Origin of the sequence: Sporosarcina sp. E16_3 (assembly GCF_017347125.1) — a bacterium.
Classification (GTDB): domain Bacteria; phylum Bacillota; class Bacilli; order Bacillales_A; family Planococcaceae; genus Sporosarcina.
Genome location: NZ_JADPRX010000017.1, coordinates 51787 through 73625 on the forward strand (window position 1 = coordinate 51787; position 21839 = coordinate 73625).

Sequence of the window (21839 nt, forward strand, 5' to 3'; positions counted from 1 at the left end):
ACAGGACGTGGCGAACTTAGTCGGCCAGCGCTTTTCGGGTCTATCAAGGCGCTTGCGCTTTTCTAATTAACCGTCTTCGGAAAAGTCGCGTCAAGATGAGCGAGTTTCTTAACAATCGAATCTTCATACGTCAAAATATAAGCTGCAGGATCTTTCGGGTTATAGAACTGCGTAATTTTCTCCGTTTCAGGGTCCATGAACTTGCTTGAAGCTCCACATCCAACTCCGATAATTGTCTGTACCTCTTCCATTATAATAATGTTGTAGATACTTTCTTCACCAGGTTTCGCGTAACCGACGTTTTCCAAGTTACCTAAAATGTTCTTTTGACGGTACAAATAGTACGGTTCATAGCCATTTGCAGCATTCCACTCTTCTCCGAGTTTCATCATCTGCTCAACAGTTTCACGATTCGCAACTTTGTATTTATCTTTATTGCGGGTCATTTCAGATGCCCGTTTGAATGACAATGTGTGAACTGTCAGCGATTCAGGTTGCATTTTTTCAGTCTCCGCAAGTGAATGCTTGAATTCTTCCATTCCTTCATTTGGTAACCCGATAATGAGATCCATATTGATATTTTTCATGCCCATATCGCGTGATAGCCAGAACTTATCGACTGTTTCTTGGACTGTATGGTGACGGCCGATTGCTTTCAGTGTTTCATCTGTATAGGATTGTGGATTGACGCTTATCCGGTCAATACCCCACTTTTTCAGTACATCGATTTTTGCAGGTGTTATCGTATCAGGACGACCCGCTTCTACCGTGATTTCTCTGACTTTATCCATGTTAGGGAATGAGGCATACATCGTTTCATATAGCGCATCCATTTCTTCCGCCTCAATAGATGTTGGTGTACCTCCGCCGAAGTATATCGTCGTAATGGCCATGTCTCGCGCTGTCAGCCATTTCCCCATTTCACGGATTTCGTCGTGTAATCCGTCTAAGAATGTTTCGACTCGGCCATTTTTCCGATTAATCGCATAGGCCGGGAATGTGCAATACGCACATTTTGTCGGGCAAAATGGAATGCCTATATAAATACTTACTTCATTTTTTAATTCATGTAGATCAGGCACGGAACGAAGTTGAACATCTGCAATTTTCGCGAGTAGCTCACTTTTTTCACTCGATAGTCGATGGCTATCCATTAGCAATTGCTGAGCCTCTTCTGTACTGTATCCCTCGCGGCGATATTTATGGTACAGCTTCATCGGGCGGATCCCTGTCAGAATTCCCCACGATTGATGCATCCCCGTTGCCTGTTCAAGCGTTTCAAGGAAGACGTGTGAATAAATTCGCTTTAACTGGCGAGTAATCGCTTTATCATCGTCCGTTTCTTCTACCTCAGAAAACACTGCAGAATACTCCACGCCATCCCATGTAATGATTGCCTTTCCGACAAGTTGTCCATCAAGCGTCCGATCCAACGTCAAGTTCGCGAGTATCGCTCCCTCTTCATCCTCATCGACGATTTTTGATTGTTCAAAGAACAGGTTTGCAAGATGCGTGAACATCCTAATCCAGCCCTGTTCATAGTTTTCTTTCATAACGATTTTTTGCAATGTGTATACCCAACTTTCTATTAATCAATCCGAAGTTTTTTCTTTAGAAGACCATAAAATCATTATAGCAAATTTACGGAGTGAAGGAAGAAGAAAAGCAGAAGGCGCCTTAAAAGGAACGCAGCTTAAGTGCGCCACTTCCTGTGGCAACAGCTGCATGACCTACATCCTGTAGGCCCGCGATAGGCATAAGTCGATCCGTGGAAAGGCAGTCTAAGATCGCGACGTCCTGTCGCAACGACCGCATACCTGCATCCATGCAGTCACGCCGTGGCGCTCTTTGCCACATAGCTGGATTGCTTTCAAGGAACTTAGCCTAAGTACGCCGCGTCCTGCGGCAATGGCTACGAGACCCACATCCTGTGGGCCTCCGAGCGGCTGGCGCCTGGAGCTAGACACTAGTATAAGTCAAAAAAGCGTATACTTTCTTATTTTTGAAGAAAAACCGGCCTAGGCCGGTTTTTAGATGGACTCGTATAATTGTTGTACTGGTTTCATCAGTACACGGTTTACTTCTTCAATCAAGCCACTCAATTTCATTTCTGCTTCCAGCATTTTCATTATTTTAGGATTCTGCTGCGCAAGTTGTGCAGTCTTTTGAGCGTATTCAAGTTCTTCAGCAACTGGTTCTTCACCTTGCATCTGTTTTTCCTGAAGGCTCAATTGGATTTTACGGAAGCTTTTGAACAACGCTAGTGCATCGTCATCTGCCTTTACTTCTACTACCGCTTGCTGTACTTCCATAAATTCATCAGTCTTTCTGAACGTTGCTTCCAATTTGTTTAAATCGTCGTAAATATTCACTGTCATGTATAGTCCCCCTAGGATAAATTTGTTGCCAAGACGATAAGGCCTTGAACGATTCCAATCAAACCGCCAAGAAATGCCCCGAGTACGGTAATCATCTTGAACTCACGCTTGGAAATACCAAGCACGAGATCTTCCAAGACTGCAACCGGAAACGTATCGACTTGCTCTCTAACCATATCATCTATTTTGAGTTTGCGGAGCGATATTTCCATTTGTTTTTCTGCCTGTTTGAATGCGAAGTTAGTCAGCACCGGTGTTACGTTGGTAGCTGTCCATGCCGATCCACCAGGCCAATAATCATGTATCGTCTTATTCAAACGGTCTTCTAACACAAGTTCTTTCAACGCATATGACCGGATTGAATCGAACAATCCATCCCAATCAAATCCTGAAAGAAGTTCCTCAACAGGACGTTTTTGAAGCTTTTCCCATTCATTAAGTATAATCGTGTTCACAAGATCATATGTCCCAGGTGCTGAGACGAATTTCAATGCTTCACGCTGGACTTTTCCAACAAGCGATTCAGATTCTCCAAAAAACATATTTACCATGCTTCCAAGTGTACCTTTCGTTGCTAGGAAATCATCAATCATTTTACCGAACATTGCTTTTCCTTCATCCGATTCGAAGTAGTGTTCCGACTTGCTTAAAATGTAGGTTGTCACGGCTGGAATGCGCCCTGCTGCTTCTACCCGCCACTTTTGCGGTAGCACCTCTTCTACCGATCCCGTCGTCAGTTTTGCACGAACGGCGTTAAGCTGGGTATCGAGTACTTCCAACACTTTCCGCTCTGCTTTCTGTGCAACATTTGTCGCCCCGGCAGTATCAAGCCAGTCATTCAATGTTTTATCAGAGAGAAGGATATGCTGTTCAAGTTTTTGCTGGAGGAAATACTCTGCTTTCTTCTCCATGTCGTCTGTCAATAATTTCTTTCTGAACGTTTCTGGTGTTAATAAATACTTTGTTACTGTCTTACCAAGTTGCATTGCCAGTTCATCGCGCCGCTTCGGTATCAATCCTGGTGTAAACGGCACACGCCATTTCCCAATATATTTTGCTTCGTGTGGCCTAAACAGCATTTTAATCGCTAGATGATTTGTAAATCCACCGATTAACGCACCAATTAATGCCATGAATAACAATGTCCATAAGAAACCCAAATGATTCACCTTTTTCCGTATCGTTAAGCCCTAATTATAACAGAACTCAACCGAACGTAAAAACTCAAAGGCTTATCTAAGTGCGTTGTACATTGTCGACATACGAATAGCATGTTCCATTTCATCATGCATGGCGATGAAAAACGGATTGTAGGCCTGCTGGAAAGGAACTGTCAGCAGCATTTCCTTATACATTTCAACTCCCTCAAGCTCATTCACCAATGCCCGCTGAACACACTCTTTTAAGTTATAACAAGGCAAAGGTTTCTTTGGGTTTTGTACAAATGTCCCCGTCATCATATAATAGAGCTGTTGAAACATTTCATAATGACTTTTTTCATCTTCATATATATGTTGAAGAAAGTCTTGCCAAAGCGGATCATTCGTCATGCCGTGCATTGATTTATAAAAATAATAATCTTTGTACTCATCCTCGATGGCCTGCTTTAATTTATCAACAAACAAGTCAGCACCCTTTCGCTTTCTTTTCTTGATATTATGCGGACGGGTAGCGTCTTATGAGAGGAGTTAACTACATGCTTCAACATTTCAGCTTTAAACCGATGTTTGACAACACACAATTACCGGGTTGGACATTCTCATTTTTCTTCCGTAACACGAGGTACACCGGTGACTATTTACCTGAGGGTGTCATTGTTTGGGCCGGAGAAACGCCGCCTGAAGAAGACAATTTGAAAAAAATGATCCATGAATTGATGATTTTCCACGTCTATGATTGATTCATGAAAACTTCGGGAATACTGTCCTTCATGACGTATTAAGGAGGCGCAGTATGACTAACGAAAAATCCCCTGAAGAGTTGCGTAAAGAAAAAGAACAGTTAAAAGTACAAGATCAGAAAACTGAAAATGTCTTTGAAGATAAAAGTCGAGTTCCCAATGAGCAAAATGCTTGGAAAGAAACGCAATTTAAAAGAGGAGAATAAGAAAACTCCCTGCATCTCATATGCAGGGAGTTTTCTTATTCTACATTTCTCGTTTCCTCTATGCCAACCGCGTGCCTTGTATCTTCTTCCAAGTACTTATTACTGTTCGTGTCATTTGTTCCCCTCGTCATATCGTCATAAGGCGTAAAAGGCGTAAACATATTTCCTGACTTCTTCTTATTAAAAAGTGTCTTGTAGATTGCAAAACCAATTAACACCATACCTCCGAGTCCCAATACAATGGCAACAACAGCTATAATGGTAATGCCCATAAGAACACTCCTTTTTATTTATTATACTACTACTAAACCAGATTACGTCTGTCGGTCAACCAAAATTAACCAGCAAGTAACTTGATCACCTACTGGGCGCTACGTGTGTAGGTGATTTTGGATTGCTTCTGATTGAATGACTTCTATACGATTATCGAGATGTTTTGATATGTGGGGATGCGACTTTGTCGCATCCCCACATACTTTTTTCGGTAATCGTATGGTGGTCCTTCATCCTTCGCTCTTCAAAAACACAGATACACGAAGTGCTGAAGCTTTTCGGGACGAAAGAATAGCTGGCTTCTTACCTGGAAAAAAGTCGCCAAAGATGCAATTTTGGCGGCTGAAACTTTCTATAGGGTTTTCTCTTTTTTACTAATAAAGAAGTGTCACTTTCTATAAGGAATCACATGATTACATGCATACTCTTTGTTAAAAGTAAGCAAGATGCACATTGTACAACGGGAAAGAGTGCCCGAAATTTCATCTTCGGGCACTTACACTCTCTATAGAATGTCATTTACTCTTTTCTTCCAAAACAACTGCATTTTTCACTTGAATAGTGTAGGAACGCGACAGGCAACTATTCACAACAGGATTACTGAAAAAAAGTGTGGCTAGAAGTGACGGAGTAACTTCTAGCCACATTAGGATCCCTCAGTAAATCTGTCATGAATAGTTAGCCGAAAGCGAGCCGAAAATAGTCCAGTGAAAATGGAGGATATCAAGCCCTTCTCACCAGTACTTTATGCAAATAAATGGTTAATCAACAGACGTGAAACCAGATTCAGCTGACTACTCAACCTCCCGACAGCTTCCTTCTACCAAAAATGAAGTAATAGTACGTCGAGGAAACGACATAGAGGCCCGCTGTGATTGTGAATGCATAGGCATAACCCCAATACGAACCACTTGCCATTACAAGTCCCGCCGCTACAGGGCCCATGGTTGCCCATCCAATATTAAACACAGTTTGGTTCACGGAGTTAGCAAGCCCTTTGTATTTATCAGCAACAATTTCCATTGCAATAGCACTTTGAATTGGATTTCCGGCGTTCATAAGCGCCTGGCGCATTAGGAATCCGAGTGACGCCAACAACAGCGATGTCGTATAGGCGGTTAATAGTAAAAATGGAATCGATAGCATTTGGAACAGGATAAGTGCTTTCACTTTACCAACCTTTTTCACTAGTGCCGGACCAATAAGCATAGCTACCGCCGTCATCGCAGATCCAAGTGATAAAATAAGGCCAATATATGCATTTGAGGCATCAAATCGGTTTGAGAAATATAAATTCAAGTACGGCACAACAAGACCAGAGCCGAACCCAATCAGTAAACTCGCAAACGAGAAGTGGAAAATCAGAATAATATTCCGCTTAAAGCTGCTGTCGACTTTCTCCATTTCTTGCTCCGCGGGTTCAGAAGACGTTTTCTTTACGTGCACCGGTTCAGGTAGTTTGTTTTGAAGTTTAAATAAGGGAAGTAAACCAATTATGAAAATGGTTGCCCCCGTCAGTAGCGCCCATCGAATCGCATCAGCTGCACCGAGAGCAAAGAAGACTTCCAGTACATCCGCAATAACGCCCCCAAGCAAACTACCGATTACATTCGCAACCGTCATTAGAGCGAAGTGGATACTAAACATATGGACCCGCTCGGCAGGCTTAGAATTTTCGGCAAGGAAGGGAACACCCGAAACTTGCACGAATGCCATGAATAAACCCGTCAGAAATGCTGCGTAAATAATTGGTGTTTCGGCAACGGCAACACTGCGGTAAAACAATGTCATTCCTCCGAAAATTGCACCGCCGACAATCATCCATTTTCGACCGAATTTATCACTTAGAAATCCAGCTGGAACGAGCATTATTGCCGACGCCAGCGCCGTCATGGAAATAACTTTTCCGTTGATGGTTTCAGGCATACCCAGCTCTTTTATATAAAGATTGTACATGACCATAAATACACCCATCCCGATCTGGATAAGCACATTTGCTAGCATGAACAACCTAACATTTTTATTGAACGAAGCTATTTTCATCTTCCAATCCGCAAACCATTTCCCCATAGTATTCCAACTTTCCGCACGAGATACTTCGTAACTCTAAATATACGTCTTTCAGAATAGTTTTTCAACTCCGTAAATGCACAAAAAAATTCCATTCAACCCGCTTTGACTACCCCAGTAAAGCGCCTTCGCTTAATTTACATAGATAAAGTATTTCACTAGTAGTATGGAGAAAAGTGCATCGTGCCAGTTACTGACACCATTTGTGAACTTCAAATTGAGACAGTAGATACCATAACGGGAACCCACAATAAAGCAGTCGCTCGAAGCATATTTACACCAAAGAAAAAGGACTTCCCATTCACACGGAAGCCCCTTTCTTCATATCATTGTCATTCACTCTTCAGAGTACTCGAAGTTCCCGCCTGCAATTTATACATTTGCGCATACTGCCCGCCAAGTGTGAGTAATTCATCGTGTGAGCCTTGTTCGACAATCTCGCCGCGATCTAACACTAAAATTCGATCAGCGTTTTTAATAGTAGAAAGCCTATGTGCAATGATAAACGTTGTACGCCCTTTTTTCAGTACGTCCATCGCATGCTGGATGATTTCTTCTGTTTCCGTGTCGATGTTGGAAGTCGCTTCATCCAGAATAAGAATCGCAGGATCGAATGCAAGTGCCCGTGCAAATGAAATGAGTTGGCGCTGTCCAGAAGAAAGCGTACTTCCTTTCTCTACAACTGGCTCGTCAATTCCACCAGGCAAATGTTTCAATACCAGTTCCCCACCGACTGCGTCAAGCGAATGTTGCACTTTTTTCCGTGTAATGCGCGGATCGCCTAAGCTAATATTCGACTCGACTGTTCCACTGAACAAGTAAGGATCTTGTAAGACAATGCCCATATGATCACGAATTGTTTGGCGTGGCATATCGCTAATGTTTAGTCCGTCGATCGTAATGTTCCCTTTCGATGCATCATAGAAACGGAACAGCAAGTTCATGATTGAACTTTTCCCCGATCCAGTATGACCAACAAGTGCGACCGTTTCTCCCTGTTTCGCTCCGAATGAAAGATTTTTCAAGACATATTCTTCATCCTTATAAGCAAACCAAACATTCTTAAACTGAACATTTCCCTGGTACCGAGCGATTTTGTCGTCGCTTACCGGCTCCCCTTCACGATCCAGCAATTTGAATACGCGCTCGGCTGCAACAAGCGAATGCTCAAGCCGTGCGAACTGGTTAACAATGCCCGTCACTGGATTGAACAACCGTGTAATGTAATCAACGAATGCGTAAAGCATCCCGACGGAAATAACACTTTCTGTGGAAATCGATGCACCACCGAAATACCAGATAAAAAACACAAACGTCAACGAGCGGATAATGTCGACAAGGTTATGTGACGTTGCCGCCTCCACATTAAGCAATTTGTTCTGGTAGCGGAAGTGTTCATCATTCAATTCACGGAATTCCTCTTCCATCTGCTTTTCGCGACGGAATGCTTGAATGATTGTCATGCCATTGATCGATTCATTGATCATCGCGTTCATATCGCTCACTTTTCCGCGAATGACATGGTTAACTTTCGAAGCAAATTTCCTGTACGCTTTCATCCAAATATAAAGAATCGGCAATACGAACAGCGTGATAGCACCCATTTTAGGATCCAAGATGAACATTGCAATGAAGATTCCTGTAATGTACATACCACTGATTGCAAACTGTGAAACGACCGTCACATATAAGTTACGGATCGCTTCCGTGTCATTTGTAATCCTTGCGACAACTTTTCCAGCGGGCAAATTATCAAAATAACGAATTGGCAATGTCTGAATATGTTCGTACAGATCATTACGCATTTTCTGTATGATGCGGTTTGCCGCCTGTTGCATCAATAAATACTGGAAATACCTGAGTATTGCAGTGATTACTGCTAGCCCAAAAAAGATGGCAAGCAGTTTGGCAATCGGAGCGAAATCCATACCCCCGCCAGAAGCTCCTGCAATATGGTCATCAATGATTTTCTTAGCAATCATCGGCCCCATCAGATCCGCAGCTACTGCGAACGCGAGAAGAACAATGCCTGTCAGTAACATTTTTTTATAATCAAGTGCGTAATGAAGTAATCGTTTACCGGTACTCATATTATTCAACCTCCCCAATCTGTTGGCGGTCGAATTGTTCTTTGTACCAGCCGTTCATTCCAAGTAAGCCCTCATGCGTTCCCTCTTCAATAACACGCCCATCGTCAAGAACGATAATCCAATCAGCATGCTGGATGGCAGACAGTCGGTGTGTTGTAATGATTGTCGTTTTTCCAGAACGCTCCGTTTGAATATTCTCTATGATTTTCGCTTCCGTTTTCGCATCGACCGCAGAAAGCGAATCATCTAAAATTAGAATTTCCGGATTTTTCACCAGGGCTCGTGCAATGGAAATCCGCTGTTTCTGCCCTCCGGATAATGCAACACCCTTCTCCCCGACGAGCGTTTCAAGTCCTTCAGGAAGCATTTCAAGATCTTTTTCAAAATAGGACAGACGAATCGTTTCTGCAATGTCCGCTTCTGTTGCATCAGGACGTCCAAATAAGATATTTTCCCTAACTGTTCTGGAAAACAGAACATGATCCTGCGGAACATAACCAATCCAATCTCTCACTTGATCTTTTGTCATTGACTGCATCGGTACTCCTGAGAAAACGATTTCCCCTTCACCGGATGGATATTCACGCAGCAGCTGTTTAACAAACGTCGTCTTTCCACTTCCAGTCTTTCCAACTACCCCGAGCGTATCGCCACGTTTCAAATGGAGTTTAATAGCATCCAAGTTGACCGAATGCGATGTCGGATAAGTGAAAGTAACATCCAGGAAACCTACACTATCTGGTTGTTCAACGTTCACAGGCTGTTTTGGATCCTTCACGTCTTCCTCATAATCAAGCGTTTCTGTTACTCGGTCGAGTGACGCATTTCCGCGTTGTAAAACGTTAATCAACTCACCGATTGCAAACATCGGCCAAACAATCATCCCAAGATAGACATTAAAGGTTACGAGATTCCCTAGCGTCATATCGCCCATGGATACAAGGTAGGCTCCGTAACCGAGTCCAAGCATATACGTTAGCCCTGTCAGCACTTTCGAAATCGGCATGAACAGCGCGTCAATTTTCTCGACATGCATATTTTTCTGATAGACATCTTCCGTCATGTCAGCAAACCCTTTTTCAGTCGCACGTTCCTGAACGTAAGCACGAACAACCCTTACACCTGCGACCGCTTCCAAGACGTTATCGTTCAAATCACCGAACGCCTGCTGTGCCGTCATATATCTTTCGTGAATTTTCTTACCTAAAACCTGCATGATAAACGCTAAAATAGGAAGCGGTAAAATCGCTACAAGCGTTAATTTCCACGACACGAGAAAGCCCATCGTCAAGACGAGAGTCATCAAATAGAGCGTCGAATCGACAAGCGTCATGATACCGAAACCTGCCGTCTCAGAAATTGCCCGTAAGTCATTTGTTGATCTAGCCATCAAGTCGCCCGTCTTATTTTTTTCATAAAACGTCGGGGTCATTTTCAGAAAATGATGCATAAGCTTTCCCCGTAATTGCCGTTCGATGACATAAGCACCACCAAACAACTGGTATTGCCAAACGTAGTTACTCACATAATTGAATAGCATGATTACAAACATGGAACCGATGAAAATAGTGAGCAATCTCGCTGTCAACGTCTGTGTATAAATCGAGTCAATTGCTTGCCCAATCAGCCAAGGTGGAATAATTACAAGAATATTCGTCACCATCAACAGAATAAGCGCAACTGTATACCTCTTACGATTCTCTTTAAAAAACCATTTCAATTTAAACAGTACTGAAAACATAATTCAATCAACCTTCTTCCCTATTCTCTTGCAACTATCCGCTTTCAAGAGATTCCTCTTTCAATAGTTTCCTTAGCTGTTTGATGATTAACATCGTCAACACTCCTTTTCTATTAGTTGGTCCAACTTTATCCCGCAATAAGAATTCGTAACATTCCCCACTTCTTTAAGTGGGGAATGAACGACTTCTAATTGCCCGAATTGAGGCTCACACGAAGTGAGTCATGAAGGCAACGCAACAGGACGTTGCGGTCGTTGCCTTCGGGGCTAAATTAAGTAGTGGAAAATCGCCCCTACTTAATAAGTCCAACTTTATGCAACACGCAATGCGTGGAAACACCGAATTTCCTTTAGATTGAAACAAAAAAAGAGCCCACGCTTCTTAACATAAGCGTGGGCTCATAAAAGGAACGGCATAGCGCACCGATCCGGGTTTATTTAATGTTGAACATTAAAATGGGGATAGGCACGGATTCATTTTATTATTGTTTTGGAACACGTATACTTTTTTCATTTTCCGTACCTCCCTCTCTATTTCGAGTAACTAACTACTTGTAGGTTATCATTTCCATTTCAGAGTTGTCAATACTTTTTGAAAATATAATCACTTCGACTACCTCGCTAATGATATGAAGGCATTCAATTGAATATGATAGCAACCACAAGTGATAGTAAGACCAAGATATTTTTTATTATCTAGCTCTTGTACATATTTCAAAATACCCTAATTTCATTGATGAAAGGACAATTTCTATGTACTTTCTACTATCCTAATCCGTATGTACTACCCTACAAACATACGATAGATGAGGGTATCTATTTGTTTTTTTCTTGAAAATAAATTATTATAGAGTTAACTAAGGATTTTACCACTATAGGAGGTGTACACTTTGTTCTCCCCCTCATTTGGGTTCGGAACAAAGTAATTATTTGGATATTGCCATACGATTGGCAGCATTTGCTGTCTTGATCGCTCTCACCGCATTTTTTGTTGCGAGTGAATTTGCAATTGTGAAGATTAGAGCAACACGGATTGACCAACTGGTTGCGGAGGGTAACCCGCGTGCCGTAACTGCGAGAAAGGTAATTAGTAATTTGGACGAATATTTGTCCGCTTGCCAATTGGGTATTACAATTACCGCCCTCGGACTCGGGATGCTAGGGGAACCAACTGTAAAACTAATGTTAAAACCAATTTTCTCTTATTATGATTTAACAGCTAGTACTGCCAGTATCCTTTCATTCATTATCGCATTCACATCGGTAACATTTTTGCATGTTGTTATAGGTGAATTGGCTCCTAAAACGATCGCGATTCAAAAAGCGGAAGCCATTACGTTGTCATTTTCAAAACCGCTTATTTTATTTTATCGCCTCATGTACCCTATTATTAAAGGTATGAACGGTTCTGCACGTTTCTTCGTTGGACTGCTCGGCTTTAAATCGATTTCGGAATCAGAAGTCGCTCATACAGAAGAAGAACTTCGAATGATTTTATCGGATAGTTTAAAAAGCGGCGAAATCAACCAAGCCGAATATAAATATGTGAATAAGATCTTTGAATTTGATGATCGGATTGCCAATGAAATCATGGCCCCCCGGACAGAAATGATAACAATTGAAAAAGACATGACATTACGCGAAGTTTTCGACGTAATGGGTGTAGAACAATATACACGCTACCCTGTCACGGATGGCGATAAAGACCATATCATTGGTCTTATCAACATGAAAAACCTATTGACTGCATTCATTAAAGAACCTGACACTGCAGGCAATCAGACGGTTGTCAATTATATGCAACCGATTATACATGTCATCGAATCGATACCAATCGCCGACCTTCTACTTAAAATCCAACGGGAACGCATTCATATGGCGATTCTAATGGACGAATACGGCGGAACTTCCGGTCTTGTAACAATCGAAGACATCTTGGAAGAAATCGTCGGTGATATTCAAGACGAATTCGATATGAATGAAGTACCAGAAATTCAAATTCTCGGGGAAAATCATTATATTTTAGACGCGAAGATGCGAATCGAAAATGTAAATGACATTCTTGGTATATCTATTAACGAAGAGGACATCGATACCATCGGTGGATGGATCATGACTCAGCGCTTCGAAGCTATCCAAGGCGAAAAGATTATTGAACAAGGTTTTGAATTCATCGTCAAAGATGTGGATGGCCATCATATTCTCTACCTCGAAGTCATCAAATATGAACCGGAAGAAATTGACGATACTTCAGAATTGTCAATGGAATCCTAACTAAGAGCGTTCTCCCTATGGAGGACGCTCTTTTTGATGCGGTATGTTATGAAGTTTGGTTTGTACGTTGTTTACTATGGCCGGAATGTTGTTTACTTCGGCTGGCACGTTGCTAACTTTCGGCAAAACGTTGTTTACTTCCGCTGGCACGTTGCTTTCTTCCGGTAAAACGTTGTTTACTTCGGCGGAAACGTTGCTAACTTTACTGAAAACGTTGTGGAATTTCAACAAGCGTCTTCCCATTTCTCCAATAACCAGAAAAGTCTGTATTGACTTTCTTCTTTCGTCTTGTTATTATTAATTCAACTTACAGAAAGCAGGTGAAGTTTTATGGCTATTATCATTGTACCTATTGCTAATTTGATCGGACCCATACTTTCACCTGCCGTGCTTTTATCATAAGCATGCTTATTCTGTTATGCGCGTGAAAGCCGTGGTGTCCGATCAAAGGACCCACGGCTTTTGATTGTCTAGCTACAGGCGCCTTGCGCTTTTCTAGTACGCACATAACAGGAGGAATCTAAATTGATTAATTTAAACGAGTACGGTTGGAATTTATCCCATAAAGCGAATTGGGATGCTATAAAAAACGATATAAAAATGAAAAAATGTATGCCTGGACGTGTAACACTTGAACATAAAAGAATGTATCGAGTGATCACGGCTGAAGGTGAATGGCTATCTGTTTGCTCGGGTGCGATGCAATACGAAGCTGATGAGCGGCGCGATTTCCCTGCTGTCGGGGATTGGGTGGCCGTGGAAAGAATGCCGGGTGAAGAACGCGGAATCATCCATGGCATTTTACCGCGAACATCGTTGTTCTCACGGAAAGCTGCGGGTACAACAATTACCGAACAGATTATCGCAGTGAATATCGATATCGTTTTCTTAGTCATGTCGATGAATAAAGACTTTAACGCAAGACGACTCGAGCGGTATCTTGTTGCCGCCTACGATTCAGGTGCAAGCCCCGTCGTCGTGCTGACGAAGAAAGATGTATGCGATGATCCTTCCCACTACATTGAAGAAGCACGTAATATTGCGATGGGTGCTGATGTTTTCGCCGTGAGCAATGTAACCGGCGAAGGAATTGACGAATTGACCTTACTGTTAGAAGGCGGAAAAACTGCGGCATTATTAGGTTCTTCAGGTGTAGGGAAATCATCTCTTACAAACGCCATATGCGGCGGTGAAACGATGGTTGTTCAAGAGATCCGTGACGATGACGATAAAGGTCGGCATACGACGACCCACCGTGAACTTATTAAGATTCCTGGTGGCGGTGTACTGATCGATACGCCAGGAATGAGAGAATTTCAGCTGTGGGACAACAGCGAAAGCCTGGATTCAGGTTTTAAAGACGTGGAAGCATTTGCAAATTCATGTAAGTTCAATGACTGTCAGCATAACAATGAACCTGGATGCGCCTTACGAGAAGCACTTGCTTCCGGTGCTTTACCTGAAGACCGCTACGCAAGCTATCTGAAACTCCAAAAAGAGTTGGCGTTCCTTGAACGTAAAATGGACGCCGCCGCTCAAGCCGAAGAACGGAATAAGTGGAAAAAAATAACGAAAAGTATGCGGAATCATCCTTCGAAGAAGAAATAATTCAAACAAAAACGCCACGTACACCGGATTTACCGGTATGCGTGGCGTTTTTTCTATTAACCCTTCTTATACTCGATATGATACACGTCATGACGACGATCTTTTAGTTGCTTCACTGTTCCGTCCTGACGCTGGCGACGTAATATCTCGAGGTCGACGTCTCCGATAAGTACCATTTCTAAGTTAGCATTCGTTTCTCCTACAATACCATCCCTAGCAAACTCGAAATCGGACGGGGCGAATATTGCCGATTGTGCATATTGAATGTCCATATTTTCTGTCTGCGGCAAGTTACCGACTGTACCGGAAATAACTGTGTAAATTTGATTTTCGATAGCGCGGGCTTGTGCACAATAACGAACGCGTAGATACCCTTGTCTATCTTCCGTACAAAATGGGGTAAAGATAATATTAGCACCCATATCTGTCGCAATACGTGCTAATTCCGGGAATTCAATATCATAACAAATTTGGATGGCGATTTTTCCGCAGTCTGTATCGAACACGCGAACCGCATCTCCCGCACTGATTCCCCACCATTTCCGTTCGTTTGGCGTAATATGAATCTTATATTGTTTTTCAATTGAACCGTCGCGACGGAACAAGTACGAGATGTTGTAGATTTCTTCATCCTCTTCCTCGACAAAGTGGGAACCGCCGATAATATTCACGTTATAACGCACTGCAAGGTTCATGAACATATCAATATATTGCGGTGTGTACTCTGTCATTTTACGCACTGCTTGACTCGGTGATACTTCATCCATAAAGGACATGAGCTGAGTCGTGAATATTTCCGGGAAAACGACGAAATCAGAATTGGCATCGGATGCGACGTCAACGAAGTATTCACACTGATGAGCCATGTCTTCGAATGATGAAATTTTGCGCATCAAGTATTGAACCACGCAAATCCGTACTGGATAGCTTGTCTTAAAATGACGCTTCGTGAGCGGTTTATAATCAACATTATTCCATTCCATCAGCGTGGCATATTTCTTCGACGCTTTATCGTCTGGTAAGTAGTTTGGATTGACCCTCATCAACGTAAAGTCATTCATCAACTGGAACGTCAGTACAGGATCATAGATTTTATGGCGTGACACAGAATCTACATATTCACGCGGCGACATTTCGTCGGCAAACTTATGGTAGTTCGGGATACGCCCGCCGAGGATAATCGACTTCAAATTGAGCTCTCTTGCAAGCTCTTTACGCGCCTCATACAAACGCTGACCGACCTTCATACGACGGTAGCCAGGATGCACCATAACTTCGATACCGTACATATTATAACCGTCGGGATTATGGTTTGTTATGTACCCTTCATCAGTGACATCATCCCATGTATGGCGGTCGTCATACTCATCGAAATTGATGATTAGACTGGAGCATGAACCGATGATTTCCCCATCCAATTCAGCAACCATCTGCCCTTCCGGAAAATTTTCTAAATGACTCTTTAGATGCCCCTCTTCCCACGGTTCCATGCCTGGAAAACACAATTCCTGCATACTTAAAAGCCTTGCTATATCCTCAAACTTCATCTGACGAATAACCATACTTATTTCAAACGTAGACAAATCAAATTCTTCACTCATCCGAAACACCTCTTCCCAACCTGTTTCTCTTCATTATATCGCAGTGCTCTTACAGTTAATAATGTTTTACTTGTTTAATACGACACCCTATAATCAAATATGCATGTAGTTAACCAAGCAGGAGATGATCGTATGCAGAAACGACTGGAAAACAGTCTCATTATTATTTGGACAGTTTCATTTGTCGCAACGCTCGCTTCGTTATACTTTTCGGAAGTTCGCGGATATGAGCCTTGTACGCTCTGTTGGTACCAACGGATTCTAATGTATCCAATCGTACTTATTTCAGGCGTCGCCCTGTTCCAGAAAAATGCACGAATTGCCTTAACTTTAGCTGTTTTCTCGATTGTTGGTGGAAGTATCTCCCTCTATCATTATGGAATCCAAAAACTCACTTTTTTGAGCGATAGCGCACCGGTTTGTGGGAATGTATCATGTACGGGGCAATATATTAACTATCTTGGATTCATCACCATTCCATTCTTGGCGCTCACAGCATTTTTAATCATCTTTATCACAAGCCTTTTCATGATGAAATGGCAGAAGGAGTCGAAGTAACTTGAAAAAATTATTGATCATTGGCGGCGCTATTATCGCAGTCTTCATCCTCATTGTCGTTTTATCGAACAAAGCGGACGAAACAAAAATGAAAGACAATCCATATGGAACGGACAAGCTTTCAAAGTCTACAATTGATTTGATTGGCAATGAAAACTACAGCAACATCGTCAAACCTGATGACCTGTTCAAAAAAATCGAAACTGGTGAACCCGTAACAGCTTATTACTTCCATCCAGAATGTCAATATTGCATGCAAATGACACCTGTCATGATGCCGATTGCAAAAGAAATGGGTGTCGATGTCTTGCAATATAACATGATGGAATTTGGCGATAAAGTCGGAATGGATACAGACTATAAAATTGAATCTTGGCCAGCACTCATCCACTACAAAGATGGTCAAGAAGTCGGACGTATGGTCGGCGCACAACCTGAGGAAAACATCCGTGCATTTTTCACTGAATTCGAAGGCAAATAATATGGAACGAAGTCTAAGTTCGCCGCGTCCTGCGGCAACAAGGAGGGATGAAGTACAATCCCTCCCGCTTCATGACCTACATCCTGTAGGCCCACGATAGGAAGGAATGATTTAAATGGCGTTATTTCATTATAAAACACAAGAAGACAATATGACCGTTGAATATCTACTCAAGGATAAATGGCAAGGGGGTAAAAAAACAGTTCACCTAATGCGGATGGCAAAAAGTGTACTAGACTCTAACGGTGAACCAGTGGACGATTGGCGCTTGCCTCTAGCGAAAGGTACGGAATTGGTGTTTACTTTCCCTGATGCAGCTTCTACGTATATTGCTGATGAACAAGTTGACCTTACCGTACTTTTTGAAGACGAGCACATCCTAGCAGTCGTCAAACCAGCTGGCATGACAACCCACCCCGATGGTCCAAAGGATAAAGGTACACTGATGAATGCTGTCATGGCCTATGTTAAAAACAACGGCGGGGATTATGCCGAGCATATCCATCGTCTTGATAAAGGAACTTCAGGTGTTGTTCTCGTTGCGAAGCATCCGATTGCGAAAGCACTCTTTGACCGTATGATTGAGAGTAACGACATCACGCGGAAATACACTGCTGAAGTTGACGGTTACTTGAAACGACCTAAAGGTTCGATTAGACTTCCGATTGGAAAAGACCGCCATCATCCAGCCAAACGAATTGTCTCCATGTCTGGACAAACCGCTGTTACAAACTTCAGGCTAATTGAACGAAAAGAAGAGACGTCCATCGTAGAAGCTGATCTTGAAACTGGCCGGACACACCAGATTCGTGTACATTTATCGCATATTGGATATCCAGTTACAGGCGATACACTATATGACGGCAGTGAAACGGAAGACGGTCATTATCGGTTAACTGCAACTGCAGTATCGTTCATCCATCCATTTACAGAAGAACAGACGCTTATCGAAATGATAAATAGCTAAAAAATGCCATGGAGCGTATTTCTCCATGGCATTTCTTTTTTCAAAATTAATAGGTATCCGGGTCAGTTCCAGTCCGTTCATCGCGATTAAGTGCGTTAATCAATGCCATTTCTTCATTCGACAGTTCAAAATCAGCAACTTCACTGTTTTCTCGGATACGTTCAGGTGTCACTGACTTCGGAATAACAATGAGATTATTTTGCAAATGCCACCGGATAATGATTTGCGCAGGCGTTTTACCGTATTGTTCCCCGATGTTAAGAAGTGTTGGTTCTGCAAGTAACTTCCCACGTGCAAGTGGTGACCAAGATGTAACAGCAATACCATTCTCTTTGCAAAACGCGCGGAGCGGTTCCTGTGTCAGATACGGATGGAGTTCAATCTGGTTCACCATTGGTGCGACATTCGCTTTTACGAAGATTTTTTCGAGATGATGGGCATGATGATTAGAGACACCCGTGGTGCGGATCAGTTTTTCATCATACAAGCGTTCAATCGCTTTATAAGTGTCGACATATTTCTCCGACACAGGCCAATGTGTCAAATAAAGATCCAAATAACCTAAGCCTAGTTTCTTCAATGAAGTCTCGAATGCGCGGAGTGTCCCGTCATAGCCCTGATCAGTATTCCAGACTTTCGAAGTGATGAATAGCTCTTCCCGCGGAACACCGGAGTGACGGATCGCTTCGCCTGTTTCGCTTTCATTGTCATAGATTGCCGCCGTATCAATTGCACGGTAGCCAGTCCCGATTGCATATGTAATTGCCTCGACCGTTTGCTCGGGATCCGTCATCTTATAAACACCAAGCCCAAGTTGTGGCATTTTCACACCATTTGCAAGCTGAATTGTTCCGTTAAATAGTTTTGACATTCAAATTTCCCCTTTCATCTCTTCTATCTCAATTGTACAATCGTCATTCAAATATTACGAATTCCCTGACTAAGTTTGAAAGTTGAATTTAAATGTAAAAGCGAATATTATTGTAGTTGGACTTCATTTCGTTCGTATTTTGAGAGGAGAATTACATTGTTTCAATTAAAAAAGAACAATACTACCGTGAAAACTGAAGTATTAGCCGGTATGACAACTTTTTTGACTATGGCTTATATCGTCATTGTCAATCCAATTATTCTTGCTGATGCAGGTGTACCATTCGAGCAAGTGTTCATCGCGACGATTATCGCTGCTGTTGTCGGTACATTATGGATGGCTCTTTTCGCCAACTACCCAATTGCCATTGCACCAGGAATGGGATTGAATGCTTATTTTACATCGGTTGTTCTCGCATCTGACGGACAACTTGATTACATGACTGCTTTTTCTGCAGTATTCGTAGCTGGACTATTATTTGTTCTGTTGTCCATGACCTCTTTCCGCGAAAAATTAATTGAGTCAATTCCCGAAAGTCTTAAGCTCGGAATTACCGCTGGAATAGGACTATTTATTGCCTTTATTGGCTTGCGTCTTTCTGGACTCGTTACTCCACATGAGGCCAATCTTGTTAAGCTCGGCGATCTCACTTCCCCACCCGTGCTGTTAGCTTTGTTCGGTCTTCTTGTGACAGTTATTCTTATGACCTTAAACATCTACGGCTCGATTTTCATCGGAATGATTCTAACAGGTATTGTCGCAGCCTTTACAGGTCAGCTTAAATTTGAAGGAATTCTATGGAAACTACCTCAACTACCGGAAGGGATTCTTGTTTGGAATCCACTTACAGCAGTGGGTGATGTAATTTCAAACGGCTTGTATGGTGTCGTCTTTGCATTCCTTATTGTCACCTTGTTCGATACGACCGGCACGATGATTGGTGTCGCAAAACAGGCAGGCCTGATGAAAGGGAATAAGCTTCCCCGTGCGCGTCAAGCATTACTTGCAGATTCTGTAGCAACGACATTTGGTTCCATGTTCGGAACAAGCCCGACAACAGCGTACATTGAATCCTCATCTGGGGTTGCTGTAGGCGGCCGTACTGGACTGACATCATTGACTGTTTCCATTCTATTTATTGTAGCAGCATTTTTCGGTCCACTCGTCAGTACATTATCAGGGGTTTCTGCAATAACCGCTCCTGCTTTGATCATCGTTGGAAGCTTGATGATTGGCGCAGTTAAAGATATTGATTGGGATTCATTCGATGAAGCATTCCCAGCCTTTCTTGTTATCTTAACAATGCCACTCACTTCTAGCATTGCGACAGGGATTGCTCTTGGTTTCATCACATACCCACTATTAAAAGTTGTCAAAGGGAAAGGGAAACAAGTTCCCATCCTGTTGTATATTTTCGCAGTACTCTTCACCTATCAACTGCTCTATTTACCACATTAAGAAAAGCGCAAGGCGCCGTTCAGCTCCGACAGGTATAAGACGGGCTGGCTAAGCGGCGTTCTTTGCCGAATAGCCTGACCGACTTATGTCCCGAGGAGTTGGCGCCTGGAGTCTAGACACCGTTACTAGGTGAAAAAATTATAGTTTCTTATATTTTAAAAATGCCCTTCCGTTAGTATTCGGAAGGGCATTTCTTTACATATTGATTCTATTTCTAGAAGTGATAGCTGACAGGACGAGCGCTCCTGCAGTCAGTAGGTGCATGAACCAGCCGATGAACGGAATGGCGCTTACTACGCTCGTCACGAGACCCAGGATGGACGCTGCCTTGCCTTGCATATCTCGGATTGAAAGCAGTAACGTAATTGCATGTAATACGAACATGACACCAAGCGCCGAATAACCGGAGCTTATGACAAAAACTCCGCCAATGATCGGGATCGCAAGAAAACCTTCCGCAATTGCTGTGACCCATTTCATACCTGTTGAATAGTTCTTCATACTATATTCTACCTCCATATCATTTAAGTCGATATGTTATATACGGACAAGTTAGCACAAAGTTTCATTTTTCTTAGCTCTGTCACAATTTTTCCTGACTGTCGTTTCAATTCCATTAAAAATAGGGTATACTTAACGAAGCTACTAATGAATTTACAGGAGGTACCTATCATGACAGTAATTCTAATTATAGGTGTTTGCTTTGCATTCTTATCTGCAATTTTCACAGGCGGATACGACGATAAACCTGGCAAGGTTAAGATACCTGGCCTAAAAAAATAACTTTAGAAAAGCGCCTGGAGTCTAGACTCCGATCTAAGCAGACAAAGCTTATACTTTCTTTTCTTTGAACAAAACGGGACACGCCTATAGGCTGTCCCGTTTTTTCATACCAATCCTGGATAAGCTTGTTGCCTAAGCGCTTCATATATAAGAATCGCCGCCGTGTTTGATAAATTAAGCGATCGGATATTGTCGTTCATCGGAATTCGCAGACACCGTTCTTTATTCTCCTGTAAAATATCTTCAGGAAGTCCACTCGTCTCTTTACCAAAAACAAAAAATATATCTGTCGTACCATCAGAATAATCGAATGCAGTGTGAGTACTTTCACCGTGCTTTGTCAAAAAGTAAAATAATGCATCAGGATTCGCCGCAAATAGCTCACGAATTCCTTCATGATACGTAATGTCGACGTGCTCCCAGTAATCGAGCCCTGCACGTTTTAACATTTTGTCATCCGTCGAAAACCCGAGCGGTTTCACGAGATGTAATTTCGCTCCTGTTCCTGCACATGTCCTTGCAATGTTCCCTGTATTTGCAGGGATTTGTGGTTCAAATAACGCTACATGTATAGCCATCT

At 42.4% G+C, this 21839-nt stretch carries 20 protein-coding genes; 8 read left to right on the forward strand and 12 right to left on the reverse strand.

Features of this window, described 5'->3' with window-relative positions; genetic code table 11:
* Positions 1–62 precede the first annotated feature (62 nt).
* From I2483_RS11490 to I2483_RS11505, 4 genes are all read right to left on the reverse strand, one after another.
* A complete protein-coding gene (locus tag I2483_RS11490) occupies positions 63–1568 on the reverse strand; it encodes a coproporphyrinogen III oxidase (protein ID WP_207277357.1) in 1506 nt (501 codons plus the stop codon).
* Positions 1569–2030: 462 nt separating this feature from the next.
* Positions 2031–2378, reverse strand: coding sequence for a YlbF/YmcA family competence regulator (locus I2483_RS11495; protein ID WP_186672144.1), 348 nt, complete (start codon positions 2376–2378; stop codon positions 2031–2033).
* An 11-nt stretch (positions 2379–2389) separates the two neighbouring features.
* On the reverse strand, positions 2390–3547 hold the full coding sequence (locus tag I2483_RS11500) for a DUF445 domain-containing protein (protein WP_481886337.1): 1158 nt from the start codon (positions 3545–3547) through the stop codon (positions 2390–2392).
* 63 nt (positions 3548–3610) lie between these two features.
* Positions 3611–4003 (reverse strand): ferritin-like domain-containing protein, encoded by a 393-nt coding sequence (locus tag I2483_RS11505; RefSeq protein WP_186672145.1) that lies wholly within the window; start codon positions 4001–4003, stop codon positions 3611–3613.
* 71 nt (positions 4004–4074) lie between these two features.
* Here I2483_RS11505 and I2483_RS11510 point away from each other — a divergent pair, with 71 nt between their 5' ends.
* A complete protein-coding gene (locus tag I2483_RS11510) occupies positions 4075–4278 on the forward strand; it encodes a YheE family protein (RefSeq protein ID WP_207277358.1) in 204 nt (67 codons plus the stop codon).
* A 53-nt stretch (positions 4279–4331) separates the two neighbouring features.
* Complete coding sequence (locus I2483_RS11515) at positions 4332–4484, forward strand: hypothetical protein (RefSeq protein ID WP_186672147.1); 153 nt, start codon at positions 4332–4334, stop codon at positions 4482–4484.
* Between the two features lie 35 nt (positions 4485–4519).
* Here I2483_RS11515 and I2483_RS11520 read toward each other — a convergent pair whose 3' ends face one another.
* The 4 genes from I2483_RS11520 to I2483_RS11535 all read right to left on the reverse strand — a co-directional run bounded on the left by I2483_RS11520 (position 4520) and on the right by I2483_RS11535 (position 10658).
* Positions 4520–4756 carry a hypothetical protein gene (locus I2483_RS11520; protein WP_187046664.1) on the reverse strand — a complete coding sequence of 79 codons (237 nt, stop codon included), beginning with the start codon at positions 4754–4756 and terminating at the stop codon, positions 4520–4522.
* A 799-nt stretch (positions 4757–5555) separates the two neighbouring features.
* On the reverse strand, positions 5556–6827 hold the full coding sequence (locus I2483_RS11525; RefSeq protein ID WP_186672151.1) for an MFS transporter: 1272 nt from the start codon (positions 6825–6827) through the stop codon (positions 5556–5558).
* Positions 6828–7159: 332 nt separating this feature from the next.
* The gene (locus tag I2483_RS11530; RefSeq protein WP_207277359.1) at positions 7160–8917 is read right to left on the reverse strand and encodes an ABC transporter ATP-binding protein; all 1758 of its coding nucleotides are present in this window, start codon (positions 8915–8917) and stop codon (positions 7160–7162) included.
* 1 nt (position 8918) lies between these two features.
* A complete protein-coding gene (locus I2483_RS11535; RefSeq protein WP_207277360.1) occupies positions 8919–10658 on the reverse strand; it encodes an ABC transporter ATP-binding protein in 1740 nt (579 codons plus the stop codon).
* 930 nt (positions 10659–11588) lie between these two features.
* Here I2483_RS11535 and I2483_RS11540 point away from each other — a divergent pair.
* The gene (locus tag I2483_RS11540; RefSeq protein WP_255550408.1) at positions 11589–12932 is read left to right on the forward strand and encodes a hemolysin family protein; all 1344 of its coding nucleotides are present in this window, start codon (positions 11589–11591) and stop codon (positions 12930–12932) included.
* A 528-nt stretch (positions 12933–13460) separates the two neighbouring features.
* Positions 13461–14540 (forward strand): ribosome small subunit-dependent GTPase A, encoded by a 1080-nt coding sequence (rsgA, locus tag I2483_RS11545; protein ID WP_481886339.1) that lies wholly within the window; start codon positions 13461–13463, stop codon positions 14538–14540.
* 56 nt (positions 14541–14596) lie between these two features.
* Here rsgA and I2483_RS11550 read toward each other — a convergent pair whose 3' ends face one another.
* Positions 14597–16141 (reverse strand): bifunctional GNAT family N-acetyltransferase/carbon-nitrogen hydrolase family protein, encoded by a 1545-nt coding sequence (locus I2483_RS11550; protein WP_207277361.1) that lies wholly within the window; start codon positions 16139–16141, stop codon positions 14597–14599.
* 132 nt (positions 16142–16273) lie between these two features.
* On the opposite strand from I2483_RS11550, the gene I2483_RS11555 reads away from it, so the two are divergent.
* From I2483_RS11555 to I2483_RS11565, 3 genes are all read left to right on the forward strand, one after another.
* Positions 16274–16699, forward strand: a complete 426-nt coding sequence (locus I2483_RS11555) for a disulfide oxidoreductase (protein ID WP_207277362.1) — start codon at positions 16274–16276, stop codon at positions 16697–16699.
* A 1-nt stretch (position 16700) separates the two neighbouring features.
* Complete coding sequence (locus I2483_RS11560; protein WP_207277363.1) at positions 16701–17180, forward strand: thioredoxin family protein; 480 nt, start codon at positions 16701–16703, stop codon at positions 17178–17180.
* A 115-nt stretch (positions 17181–17295) separates the two neighbouring features.
* Complete coding sequence (locus tag I2483_RS11565; protein ID WP_207277364.1) at positions 17296–18147, forward strand: RluA family pseudouridine synthase; 852 nt, start codon at positions 17296–17298, stop codon at positions 18145–18147.
* Between the two features lie 46 nt (positions 18148–18193).
* Here I2483_RS11565 and I2483_RS11570 read toward each other — a convergent pair whose 3' ends face one another.
* A complete protein-coding gene (locus I2483_RS11570; RefSeq protein WP_207277365.1) occupies positions 18194–19018 on the reverse strand; it encodes an aldo/keto reductase in 825 nt (274 codons plus the stop codon).
* 156 nt (positions 19019–19174) lie between these two features.
* Between I2483_RS11570 and I2483_RS11575 the strand changes: the two genes are divergently transcribed.
* Complete coding sequence (locus I2483_RS11575; RefSeq protein WP_207277366.1) at positions 19175–20476, forward strand: NCS2 family permease; 1302 nt, start codon at positions 19175–19177, stop codon at positions 20474–20476.
* A 195-nt stretch (positions 20477–20671) separates the two neighbouring features.
* On the opposite strand, the gene I2483_RS11580 is transcribed toward I2483_RS11575, so the two are convergent.
* Both I2483_RS11580 and trmL read right to left on the reverse strand, forming a co-directional pair.
* On the reverse strand, positions 20672–20977 hold the full coding sequence (locus I2483_RS11580) for a hypothetical protein (RefSeq protein WP_186672168.1): 306 nt from the start codon (positions 20975–20977) through the stop codon (positions 20672–20674).
* A gap of 386 nt (positions 20978–21363) precedes the next feature.
* Positions 21364–21837: a tRNA (uridine(34)/cytosine(34)/5-carboxymethylaminomethyluridine(34)-2'-O)-methyltransferase TrmL gene (trmL, locus tag I2483_RS11585; RefSeq protein WP_207277367.1), complete on the reverse strand. Its 474-nt coding sequence runs from the start codon at positions 21835–21837 to the stop codon at positions 21364–21366.
* Positions 21838–21839 lie beyond the last annotated feature (2 nt).